Raw genomic sequence first — 12571 nt, 5'->3', positions numbered from 1 at the left:
TGTCAGTAGAACTAATTCACCCAATCGCAATGGACCCAGGTCTACGTTTTGCGATCCGTGAAGGTGGTCGTACAGTTGGTGCTGGTGTTGTTGCTAAAGTAACTGCATAATACGATAAGTTGAAATTACAGGTCGGGGGCTCTGGTTCCCGATTTGTATTATAGGTCAGTAGTTCAATTGGTAGAGCGTCGGTCTCCAAAACCGAATGTTGGGGGTTCGAGTCCCTCCTGGCCTGCCATTTTTTTAAAAAAAAACTTGATGCTGGTTAAATTGTCATATAATAAGTCGCGAAGCCTACGACGAGTACAAAAATGTCGAATGATAAATCGCGTGACGCATTAAGCGAAGCGCCAATTCCACAAAGAAATAATCCTGCTGAAGTTGTTAATTCTGGGTCTCCTTTAGATATAGTTCTATGGGTTATCGCATTGATTTTATTAGTTGGTGCGGCCATGGCGGGTCAGTATTTGCCAGCATATTGGGCGCCTGCGAATAATGTTGGTGTGCGCGTTGCTGTGATTTTGGCTTGTATCGTAGTGGCTTTAGGTTTATTATACGCCACCCATCAAGGCAAAGGCTTTGTTCGTTTATTGAGAGATGCACGAATCGAGTTACGTCGTGTGACTTGGCCGACCAAGCAAGAAACAGTGACCACATCTTGGCATGTTCTTGCAGTTGTTGTAATCGCTTCCATTGTTTTATGGTGTTTTGATTACATTTTAGGCTGGTTAATGAAGTTTATTATCGGGTAAGAGAGCTATGAAACGTTGGTACATTATTCATGCCTATTCAGGTTATGAAAAACAGGTGTTACGCTCGCTTAATGATCGAATCCAGCGTAGCGCTGTAGCCGATAGCTTTGGTGAAGTCCTCGTTCCGACTGAAGAAGTCGTAGAAATGAAGGATGGTAAGAAGCGTAAATCAGAGCGTAAATTCTTTCCTGGCTATGTATTAGTTGAAATGGAAATGAACGATGATACTTGGCACATTGTTAAAGAATGTCCAAAAGTATTAGGTTTCATCGGTGGTACTGCAGAAAAACCTGCACCCATTACGCAAAAAGAAGCTGATGCGATTCTTGCGCGTGTACGCAATACTGGTGAAGCACCTCGTCCTAAGACGATGTTTGAACCAGGCGAAGAATTACTTGTTATTGATGGTCCATTCACCGACTTTAAAGGCGTGGTGGAAGAAGTTCAATACGAGAAGTCACGTTTAACGTTGACAATTAATGTATTCAATCGACCAACTCAAGTTGAGCTCGAATTTCGCCAAGTCGAAAAAGCGAACTAATTTAAGTTGGTTGGAAAACGCCCGATTTGTTATGGATTGGGCATTGTTGTTGTAACGGTTATCGTTACTTGAAATCATTGGGGAGCCTTCATCGGCGTTTGCACCCAGAGGTAATTTGAAATGGCTAAGAAGATTGACGGCTATATCAAGCTGCAAGTTCCAGCTGGTAAAGCGAATCCATCTCCACCGATTGGTCCTGCACTAGGTCAACGTGGTGTTAACATCATGGCATTCTGTAAAGAATTCAATGCTGCTACACAAAAAGTTGAAGCTGGTCTACCAATTCCTGTAGTGATTACTGTGTACAACGATAAGTCGTTCACATTCATTATGAAAACTCCGCCTGCTGCTATTCTTCTTAAGAAAGCTGCTGGTATTCAAAAGGGTTCAGCTGTACCTAACAAAACTAAAGTTGGTAAGTTGACTCGCGCTCAATTAGAAGAAATTGCGACTACTAAAGAACCAGATTTAACTGGTGCTGATTTAGACGCACGTGTACGTACCATTGCTGGTTCTGCGCGTTCTATGGGCTTGGAAGTGGAGCTATAAGACATGGCTAAATTAACTAAACGTCAAAAAGCCATCGCTGCTGCTGTTGAAGCGAACAAAGTTTACACTTTGGAAGAAGCAGTACAAGTTCTTAACACTATTCCTGCTGTTAAATTCAAAGAATCTTTGGATGTTTCAGTAAACCTTGGTGTTGACCCTCGTAAATCTGACCAAGTTGTTCGTGGCGCGACTACACTTCCTGCAGGTACTGGTAAAACTGTACGTGTTGCTGTGTTTGCTCAAGGCGCTGCTGCTGAAGCTGCTAAAGCTGAAGGCGCGGACATCGTTGGTTTTGAAGATCTTGCTGAAAGCATTCAAGCTGGTAACTTAGACTTCGACGTAGTAATTGCTGCTCCAGATGCAATGCGCGTTGTTGGTAAGTTGGGTACGATCCTTGGTCCACGTGGCTTAATGCCTAACCCTAAAGTGGGTACTGTAACTCCTGACGTAGCTAACGCTGTTAAAAACGCTAAAGCTGGTCAAGCACGTTACCGTGTAGACAAAGCGGGTATTATCCATGCTGCGATTGGTCAAGTTGGCTTTGATGCTGCTGCGATCCGTCAAAACCTTGAAGCTCTTGTAGCTGACCTTAAGAAAGCAAAACCTGCTACTTCTAAAGGTATCTACATCCAAAAGATCACTTTGAGCTCAACTATGGGTCCTGGTCTTGTTGTTGATGTGGCAAACGTTTCTAAATAAGTCTCGACTTATTACAGAATTTTAAAGCCCTGAGTAAAATTTGAAGCACTGCTTCAAATTTTACGCAAGAGAAACCAGTTTTGGTTCACTTGCGAACTTAGGCAAACTTTGAATTGATAAATATTTGTTTATCAGCGTCAAAGACCTCGGGCGAGGGGAGTTCTTCGGAATTCACTTCTTAAAAGTCCAGTCCGAGTAGACGCGGTGGTGTGATTTGTTCATCCTCCGCGTGTTAGTCCAGTGATGGATTAACGAATTGGGAGTGTGCTTCGCGTAAGCACATAAATCACCGTTAGGAGGTTTTACAATGGCTCTTCTTATCGAAGGCAAAAAACAGATCGTAGCTGAAGTAACTGAAGTTGCTTCTACTGCATTTGCTGCTGTTGTTGCTGACTACCAAGGTTTAACTGTTGGGCAATTAACTGCTCTTCGTGTTGAAGCTCGTAAACTAGGTGTTGCTACACGCGTTGTACGTAATACTTTGGCGAAACGCGCTCTTCAAGATACTCAATTCAATATCTTGAATGACAACCTCGTTGGTCCAACAATCTTAGCTTTCTCTACTTCTGAAGACGACATGGGCGCTGCTGCTCGTTTGTTCGAAGAATTTGCGAAAACTAACAAAGCATTTGAACTTAAAGCTGCTGCATTTGATGGCAAACTTTATCAAGGTGAAGAAATTAGCGTTATCGCGAACCTTCCGAACCAAGAAAAAGCGCTTACTATGCTTGCCTCTGTTCTTCAAGCTCCTATTTCGAAATTGGGTCGCTTACTTACAGCGCTTCAAGAGAAAAACGAAGCTCCAGAAGTTACAGAAGTTACAGAAGCTTAAATTCACTTTCACACCATTCAATACCCATTTGGAGTTACTCTCATGGCTTTAACAAACGAAGAAATCCTAAACGCAGTTGCTGAAAAAACTGTTCTTGAGCTTGTAGAACTTATTTCTGCTTTCGAAGAAAAATTCAATGTATCTGCTGCTGCAGTTGCTGTAGCTGCAGGTCCTGCTGCTGCTGCTGCTGAAGAGCAATCAGAATTCAATGTTGAATTGACTTCTTTCGGCGCGAACAAAGTTGCTGTAATTAAAGCAGTTCGTGAAGTTACTGGTCTTGGCTTGAAAGAAGCTAAAGACATGGTTGAAAGCGCTCCAGCTATCCTTAAAGAAGGCGTTTCTAAAGAAGAAGCTGCTGAACTTAAAGCTAAGCTTGAAACTACTGGTGCTACAATTACTGTTAAGTAATGGTACCAGGGGTCAATTTTTAAATTGATCCCGAAATTTGGCTGATGGCTCTTGGGTCATCAGCCTTTTTGCGTTACAATAATCGGCTCGATTTTTGTTTGATTGATGTAAAAACCGTCAATTATTATAATAAATCAATAAAATCAAATGTTTACCAATATTTATCATATTTGAAAATATTGCTAAGCGTTTTAATACCACTAAAAATTGCAGCATTTGTAAAAAGTGGTGGCCATATCGGCCTGTGTAATTCCTTCTAGGCTCGTTCTGCAGGCGGGCTTAGTTTACTTTCCGAGGACTCCAGATGGCATACTCATATACCGAAAAGAAACGGATCCGTAAGAATTTTGGTAAATTGCCTAGCGTCATGGATGCTCCGTACTTGCTTTCGATTCAAGTCGACTCGTACAGAACATTCCTACAAGATGGCAAAACTCCAAAAAACCGCGAAGATATCGGTCTCCAAGCCGCATTTCGTTCAGTTTTTCCTATTGAAAGTTATTCTGGCAATGCTGCTTTAGAATTTGTTGAGTATAGTCTTGGTAAGCCTGAGTTTGATGTGCGTGAATGTATTTTACGTGGTTCGACTTATGCGGCACCAATGCGCGTAAAAATTCGTTTGATCATCAAAGATCGCGAAACTAAATCAATAAAAGACGTACGTGAACAAGAAGTGTACATGGGCGAAATGCCGCTCATGACCGAAAATGGTACCTTTGTCATTAATGGTACTGAGCGTGTAATTGTGTCTCAATTACATCGTTCACCAGGTGTATTCTTTGACCACGATAAAGGCAAAACTCACTCTAGCGGTAAAGTTCTTTATTCAGCACGTATCATTCCTTACCGTGGTTCATGGTTAGATTTTGAATTCGATGCAAAAGACCTTGTCTTTGTACGTATTGACCGTCGTCGTAAATTACTCGCGACTGTTGTACTTCGTGCATTAGGTTATAGCAACGAACAAGTCCTAGACATGTTCTATGAAAAAGTCCCTGTCTATCTTGACATGGGTAGCTACCAAATTGACCTTGTGCCTGAACGCCTGCGCGGTGAAATGGCTCAATTCGACATTCTTGATGCTGACGGCAAAGCGATTGTTGAGCAAGGTAAACGTATTAATGCACGTCATGTACGTCAAATGGAAGCATCTGGCTTAACCAAGCTTTCTGTTCCTGACGAGTACTTGTACGAACGTATTACTGCTGAAGACATCCCATTAAAAGATGGTGATGTTATTGCTGCAAACACCGTATTGAGCCATGAGATCATGGTGAAGATTGCAGAAGGCGGCGTTAAGCAGTTCAATATTTTGTTCACCAATGATATCGATCGTGGTTCTTTCGTTGCGGATTCTTTACGTGCAGATACGACTTCAGGTCGTGAAGAAGCACTTGTAGAAATCTACAAAGTAATGCGTCCAGGTGAGCCACCAACAAAAGAAGCTGCTGAAAACTTATTCAACAACTTGTTCTTCTCTTCTGAACGTTATGACTTGTCTCCAGTCGGCCGCATGAAGTTCAACCGTCGTTTGGGTCGTCCTTACGAAGTCGGTACAGATCAGAAGTCTCGTGAAGTTGAAGGTATTCTTTCAAATTCAGATATCACAGACGTTCTAAAAACACTTGTTGAAATTCGTAACGGTAAAGGTGAAGTCGACGATATCGATCACTTGGGTAACCGTCGCGTACGTTCAGTCGGTGAAATGACAGAAAACCAATTCCGTGTTGGTTTAGTTCGCGTAGAACGTGCTGTTAAAGAGCGTTTAAGCCAAGCTGAAACAGACAACTTGTCTCCGCAAGATTTAATCAATGCGAAACCAGTTGCTGCTGCAATCAAAGAATTCTTTGGTTCAAGCCAGTTGTCTCAGTTCATGGACCAAAATAATCCATTGTCTGAAATTACACATAAACGTCGTGTATCGGCGCTTGGACCCGGCGGTTTGACTCGTGAACGTGCAGGCTTTGAAGTACGTGACGTACATCAAACTCACTACGGTCGTGTGTGTCCAATTGAGACTCCTGAGGGACCAAACATTGGTTTGATCAACTCACTTTCGGTTTATGCAAAATGTAATAACTTCGGTTTCTTGGAAACACCATACCGCAAAGTTATTGATGGCCGCGTAACAGATGACGTTGAGTATTTATCTGCGATTGAAGAAGTAGGTACTGTGATTGCACAGGCCGATTCTGGCGTAGATAAAGACGGTAAATTAACAGAAGACTTCGTATCTGTTCGTCACCAAGGTGACTTCGTACGTATGCCTCCTGAAAAAGTAACGCATATGGATGTATCTGCTCAGCAGATTGTATCTGTTGCAGCATCACTTATTCCATTCCTTGAACACGATGACGCCAACCGTGCGTTGATGGGTTCAAACATGCAACGTCAGGCTGTACCTACGCTGATTGCTGACAAACCACTTGTCGGTACCGGTATGGAAGCAAACGTAGCGCATGACTCTGGTGTATGTGTTCTTGCAAAACGTGGCGGCCGTATCGAGTTTGTTGATGCGTCACGTGTTGTTATTCGTGTAAACGAAGAAGAAATGATCGCCGGTGAAGCAGGTGTAGATATCTACAACCTGATCAAATATACACGTTCGAACCAAAATACTTGTATTAACCAGAAAGTTCTTGTGAACCTTGGTGATAAAGTGGGTCGTGGCGACGTATTGGCTGATGGTCCATCGACTGACGGTGGTGAATTAGCGCTTGGTCAAAACATGCGTGTAGCGTTCATGACGTGGAACGGTTACAACTACGAAGACTCGATCTTGTTATCTGAGCGTGTACTTCAAGAAGACCGTTTAACATCGATTCATATCCAAGAATTGTCATGTGTTGCACGTGATACGAAATTGGGTGCTGAAGAAATTACTGCCGACATTCCAAACGTGGGTGAAGCTGCACTTTCTAAGCTTGATGAATCAGGTATCGTTTATATCGGTGCTGAAGTGACTGCCGGTGACATCCTTGTAGGTAAAGTAACGCCTAAAGGTGAAACCCAGTTAACACCGGAAGAAAAATTGCTTCGCGCAATTTTCGGTGAAAAAGCAGCTGACGTTAAAGACTCATCATTACGCGTGTCTTCAGGCGTTAAAGGTACAGTGATTGACGTTCAAGTGTTTACACGTGACGGTCTTGAAAAAGACGAACGTGCTCAAGCAATTGAAAAAGCGCAATTGGATGCTTATCGTAAAGACTTGAAAGAAGAATTCAAAATCTTCGAAGAAGCAGCACGTGAACGTATTATTCGCTTGTTGAAAGGTCAAGAATCGAATGGTGGTGGTACAACTAAACGCGGTGACAAACTTTCAGAAGATGTGTTATCTGGTTTAGAGCTTGTTGATCTACTTGAAATTCAACCTGTTGATGAAGGCATTGCTGAACGCTTAACTCAAATTCAAGTATTCTTGAAAGAGAAGGGCATTGAGATTGACGAGAAATTTGCAGAGAAAAAACGCAAACTTTCTACAGGTGATGAACTGACAACTGGCGTATTGAAAGTTGTTAAAGTTTACTTGGCTGTAAAACGTCGCATCCAACCGGGTGATAAAATGGCGGGTCGTCATGGTAACAAGGGTGTTGTATCTAACATCTTGCCAGTAGAAGACATGCCGCATGATGCTAACGGTGTACCTGTTGATATCGTGTTGAACCCACTGGGTGTACCTTCACGTATGAACGTGGGTCAGATTCTTGAAACTCACTTGGGTATGGCTGCAAAAGGTCTTGGCGATAAAATCGACAAGATGTTGCAAGAACAGCGTACCATTGCTGAACTGCGTATCTTCTTAGACAAGATTTATAACAAAGTTGGTGGCGAGCAAGAAGATCTTGATAGCTTGACTGATGATGAAATCTTGGCGCTTTCTAAAAACTTGCGTAAAGGTATTCCTTTAGCAACTCCTGTATTTGATGGTGCTGACGAAGGCCAAATCAAAGAGTTGCTTGAACTTGCAGACATTCCACGTTCTGGTCAAACCGTATTGTTTGACGGACGTACAGGTGAGCGTTTTGACCGTCCAGTAACTGTAGGTTACATGTACATGTTGAAACTGAATCACTTGGTTGATGACAAGATGCATGCGCGTTCTACAGGTTCTTACTCACTTGTGACTCAACAACCATTGGGCGGTAAAGCTCAATTCGGTGGTCAGCGTTTCGGTGAGATGGAAGTCTGGGCGCTTGAAGCATATGGCGCAGCTTATACGCTTCAAGAAATGCTTACTGTTAAGTCGGATGACGTTGAAGGCCGTACTCGCATCTACAAGAACATTGTCGATGGTAACCATCATATGGATCCGGGCATGCCTGAATCGTTCAACGTATTGACCAAAGAGATCCGTTCTTTAGGTATCAACATTGAACTGAAAAATGGTGACTAAGTAACCATTCAATCCCCCCAACCCCCTTTATCAAAGGGGGGATTTGCTCCTCTTGTTTTGAGGAGTTTTCCCCCTGAGAAGTATCGCTTCGCAACAAAGGGCGTTGAAGGGGATTAAATCAGTTAAAAAACAATATTTGTGACCCAGTCGGGGAGGAGAAAAACTCCTCGACACACGGAGAAAAAAATTGAAAGACTTGCTCGATATCATGCGCAAAAAGACGGATTCAGACGGTCATGCTCCAGTAGAGTTTGATCGCATCCGCATTGGTCTTGCGTCACCAGAAATGATTAAGTCATGGTCTCACGGTGAAGTTAAAAAACCTGAGACAATTAACTATCGTACGTTCAAACCAGAACGTGATGGTTTATTCTGTGCCAAAATCTTTGGTCCAGTAAAAGATTACGAATGCTTGTGTGGTAAATACAAGCGTATGAAATACAAAGGCGTCATTTGTGAAAAATGTGGCGTTGAAGTAACGACTGCTAAAGTACGTCGTGAACGTATGGGTCATATTGACCTTGCTTCACCAGTTGCGCACATCTGGTTCTTGAAATCATTACCATCCCGTATCGGTCTTCTTTTAGACATGACTTTACGTGATATCGAACGTGTATTGTATTTCGAATCTTACGTTGTAACAGATCCGGGTATGACTCCAATGGAGAAATACCAACTTCTTAACGATGAAGAATACTTCACAGCGTTAGAAGAACACGGTGATGAATTCAGCGCGAAAATGGGTGCAGAAGCGATTCAGGATTTGTTGAAAGACATCGATCTTGAAGCTGAAATTGCGCGCCTTCGTGAAGAAATTCCACAAACAACTTCAGAAACGAAGCTTAAGAAAGCGTCTAAACGTTTGAAGTTGATGGAAGCGTTCAACGATTCGAACAACAAGCCTGAATGGATGGTGTTGACTGTACTTCCAGTACTTCCACCAGATCTTCGTCCGTTAGTTCCTCTTGAAGGTGGTCGTTTCGCGACTTCTGACTTGAACGATCTTTACCGTCGTGTGATCAACCGTAACAACCGTTTGAAACGTCTTCTTGACCTTTCAGCTCCAGACATCATCGTACGTAACGAAAAACGTATGTTGCAAGAGTCTGTAGATGCATTGCTTGATAATGGTCGTCGTGGTCGTGCAATCACTGGTTCAAACAAACGTCCTCTTAAATCTTTGGCAGACATGATCAAAGGTAAACAAGGTCGTTTCCGTCAAAACTTATTGGGTAAACGTGTCGACTATTCAGGTCGTTCAGTTATTACTGTAGGTCCGACTTTACGTTTGCACCAATGTGGTCTTCCTAAGAAAATGGCACTTGAATTATTCAAACCATTTATCTTTGCGAAACTGCAAGCGTCTGGTCAAGCAACAACCATTAAAGCTGCGAAGAAAATGGTTGAACGCGAAACTCCAGAAGTTTGGGACGTTCTTGCTCACGTGATTCGTCAACATCCAGTGATGTTGAACCGTGCGCCTACACTTCACCGTTTGGGTCTTCAAGCATTTGAACCGACCCTGATTGAAGGTAAAGCGATCCGTCTACACCCACTCGTATGTGCTGCGTTCAACGCCGACTTCGACGGTGACCAAATGGCGGTACACGTTCCATTAACAATCGAAGCTCAGTTAGAAGCTCGTGCGTTAATGATGTCTACAAACAACATCTTGTCTCCAGCGAACGGTGAACCAATCATCGTACCGTCTCAGGACGTTGTCTTGGGCTTGTATTACATCACGCGTGATGCGATCAATGCCAAAGGTGAAGGCATGGTGTTTGCGGATACTGACGAAGTAAACCGTGCATTGGCTACCGGTCAAGTGAACTTGCACGCTCGCGTAAAAGCACGTGTACACCAGACTGTAATTGATGAAGATGGTAACCGCGAACAGCAAACCATTATTGTTGATACGACTCCAGGTCGTTGCTTACTTTGGGAAGTTGTTCCTGAAGGTATGGACTTCCAGCAAATTAACGTTGAGATGACGAAAAAGAACATCTCAAAATTAATTAACTCTTGCTACCGTAAATTGGGTCTTAAAGATACCGTTATCTTTGCTGACCAGTTGATGTACTTGGGCTTCCGTCAAGCGACTCGCTCTGGTGTATCTGTTGGTATGGAAGATATGCTTATTCCACCAACTAAATATACGATTATCGAAAAAGCAGAAACTGAAGTTCGTGAAATTGAACAACAGTTTGAACAAGGTTTCGTAACTGCCGGTGAACGTTATAACAAAGTTGTCGATATTTGGGCGCGTACCAATGACCAAGTAGCGAAAGCGATGATGGACAACTTGTCTTTCACCACTGTTAAAAATAAACAGGGTGAAGATGAGAAGCAAAAATCATTCAACAGTATTTACATGATGTCTGACTCTGGTGCCCGTGGTTCGGCAGCTCAGATTCGTCAGCTTGCTGGTATGCGTGGTTTGATGGCGAAACCGGATGGTTCGATCATCGAAACCCCGATTAAAGCAAACTTCCGTGAAGGTTTGACAGTACTTCAGTACTTCATCTCAACACACGGTGCGCGTAAAGGTTTGGCCGATACAGCACTTAAAACAGCAAACTCTGGTTACTTGACTCGTCGTCTAGTAGACGTAGCGCAGGATTTGGTAATTACTGAACCTGATTGCGGTACTTTAAGCGGTCTTGTAATGACTCCATTCATTCAGGGTGGTGATGTCATCGAGAACCTTGGTGCTCGAGTATTGGGTCGTGTTGTTGCTGAAGATGTGAAACGTGTTGGTTCTGACGAAGTCATTCTTCCACGTAATACGCTTATTGATGAAAAACTTGCTGCCTTCATTGAAGAAGCGGGTGTCGACGAAGTTAAAGTACGCTCAGTAGTTTCTTGTGAATCTACTTTCGGTGTATGTGCGAAATGTTATGGTCGTGACCTTGCACGTGGTCATCAGGTAAATCCTGGTGAGTCTGTAGGTGTTATGGCTGCGCAATCAATTGGTGAACCGGGTACCCAGTTAACCATGCGTACATTCCACGTGGGTGGTGCTGCAAGCCGAACTTCTGCTGCAAACAGTGTTCAAGTACGTAACAAAGGTACTGTACGTTTCCATAATGTGAAAACTGTACAACATGCCAAAGGTCACTTGGTATCGACTTCTCGTTCAGGTGAAATCGGTATTGCGGATGACTTAGGTCGTGAACGCGAACGCTACAAAATCCCATACGGTGCGTCTATCGTACTGAAAGATGGCGAAGCAGTAGCAGCTGGCGGTATCGTTGCAACTTGGGATCCGCATACACATCCACTTGTTACCGAAGTTGCAGGTAAAGTACGTTTCAGCCAAATCGCTGATGGCGTAACTGTTACATCGAAAACTGATGATGCAACAGGTATGACGACGATCGAAATCTTGCCAGTGACTTCACGTCCTGCGTCAGGTAAAGATCTACGTCCTGCTGTTGTGTTAGATACAGTGGATGGTGGTGAACAGTTCTACTTCTTGCCACAAAACACGATTCTTTCTGTCCGTGATGGCGAAACAATCGGTGTTGGTGACGTTATTGGTCGTGTACCACAAGAAACTTCACGTACTCGTGATATTACCGGTGGTCTGCCGCGTGTAGCTGACTTGTTCGAAGCACGTAAACCGAAAGAACATGCAATCCTGGCTGAAATTTCAGGTGTTGTAAGCTTTGGTAAAGAGACTAAAGGTAAAAACCGTTTAGTGATTACTCCAGACGACGGCTCTGAAATTTACGAAGAGTTGATTCCGAAATGGCGTACCATTAACGTGTACGAAGGCGAACATGTAAACCGTGGTGAAACAGTTTCTGACGGTCCACAAAACCCACATGACATCTTACGTCTGAAAGGTGAAGTGGCGTTGACTAACTACATCGTGAACGAAGTTCAGGACGTTTACCGTCTGCAAGGTGTAAAAATCAACGACAAGCACATTGAAGTTATTGTGCGTCAAATGTTGCGTAAAGTTGAAATCACTGATGGTGGTGATACCAGCTTCATTAAAGGCGAACAAGTGGATTACATCCGCATGGTTGCTGAAAACCAAGCTGTACTTGCTCAGAACAAGTTCCCTGCGAAGTATGAACGTCAATTGATGGGTATTACCAAAGCATCGCTTTCTACTGACTCGTTCATCTCTGCTGCATCGTTCCAGGAAACAACTCGTGTGTTAACTGAAGCTGCTGTAACAGGTAAAGAAGATGATTTACGCGGTCTGAAAGAGAACGTAGTTGTGGGTCGTTTGATTCCTGCAGGTACTGGTCTTGCTTATCATTTAGAACGTCGTCGTCAAGAAGCTGAAGCTGCAGAGCATGAGCTTGTAAATGACTTCTCTGATGTAGACCAAGCATTAAGCCAAGCATTTAACCAAGAATTCTAATTCGACGTTAAATGACTGA

The 12571-nt window shown here is 43.2% G+C and carries 9 protein-coding genes and 1 tRNA gene; all 10 read left to right on the top strand.

All coding sequences use genetic code 11. From position 1 onward, the window contains the following. A partial coding sequence (locus HLH14_RS02485; protein WP_079275949.1) for an EF-Tu C-terminal domain-related protein occupies nucleotides 1-110 on the top strand: 110 nt, incomplete at its 5' end. Between the two features lie 52 nt (nucleotides 111-162). Beyond that, a tRNA-Trp gene (locus HLH14_RS02480) sits at nucleotides 163-238 on the top strand. A gap of 73 nt (nucleotides 239-311) precedes the next feature. After that, entirely contained in the window at nucleotides 312-752 is a 441-nt protein-coding gene (gene secE, locus HLH14_RS02475) for a preprotein translocase subunit SecE (protein ID WP_171532598.1), read from the top strand. A 7-nt stretch (nucleotides 753-759) separates the two neighbouring features. Continuing rightward, nucleotides 760-1293 (top strand): transcription termination/antitermination protein NusG, encoded by a 534-nt coding sequence (gene nusG / locus HLH14_RS02470; protein WP_067726918.1) that lies wholly within the window; start codon nucleotides 760-762, stop codon nucleotides 1291-1293. Nucleotides 1294-1413: 120 nt separating this feature from the next. Beyond that, nucleotides 1414-1842 (top strand): 50S ribosomal protein L11, encoded by a 429-nt coding sequence (gene rplK, locus HLH14_RS02465; protein ID WP_004868049.1) that lies wholly within the window; start codon nucleotides 1414-1416, stop codon nucleotides 1840-1842. A 3-nt stretch (nucleotides 1843-1845) separates the two neighbouring features. After that, a complete protein-coding gene (rplA, locus tag HLH14_RS02460) occupies nucleotides 1846-2541 on the top strand; it encodes a 50S ribosomal protein L1 (RefSeq protein WP_067726916.1) in 696 nt (231 codons plus the stop codon). Between the two features lie 307 nt (nucleotides 2542-2848). Then, nucleotides 2849-3373, top strand: coding sequence for a 50S ribosomal protein L10 (gene rplJ, locus HLH14_RS02455; protein WP_067726914.1), 525 nt, complete (start codon nucleotides 2849-2851; stop codon nucleotides 3371-3373). A 42-nt stretch (nucleotides 3374-3415) separates the two neighbouring features. Next, entirely contained in the window at nucleotides 3416-3781 is a 366-nt protein-coding gene (gene rplL / locus HLH14_RS02450) for a 50S ribosomal protein L7/L12 (RefSeq protein ID WP_067726912.1), read from the top strand. A gap of 304 nt (nucleotides 3782-4085) precedes the next feature. After that, nucleotides 4086-8174 carry a DNA-directed RNA polymerase subunit beta gene (rpoB, locus tag HLH14_RS02445; RefSeq protein ID WP_086194226.1) on the top strand — a complete coding sequence of 1363 codons (4089 nt, stop codon included), beginning with the start codon at nucleotides 4086-4088 and terminating at the stop codon, nucleotides 8172-8174. Nucleotides 8175-8361: 187 nt separating this feature from the next. After that, nucleotides 8362-12552, top strand: coding sequence for a DNA-directed RNA polymerase subunit beta' (rpoC, locus tag HLH14_RS02440; RefSeq protein ID WP_067726908.1), 4191 nt, complete (start codon nucleotides 8362-8364; stop codon nucleotides 12550-12552). Nucleotides 12553-12571: the final 19 nt, after the last annotated feature.

Origin of the sequence: Acinetobacter terrae, assembly GCF_013004375.1 — a bacterium.
GTDB lineage: Bacteria > Pseudomonadota > Gammaproteobacteria > Pseudomonadales > Moraxellaceae > Acinetobacter > Acinetobacter terrae.
Note: the sequence above shows the minus strand (reverse complement) of the source record. Positions and strands in the feature narration are given on the sequence as shown.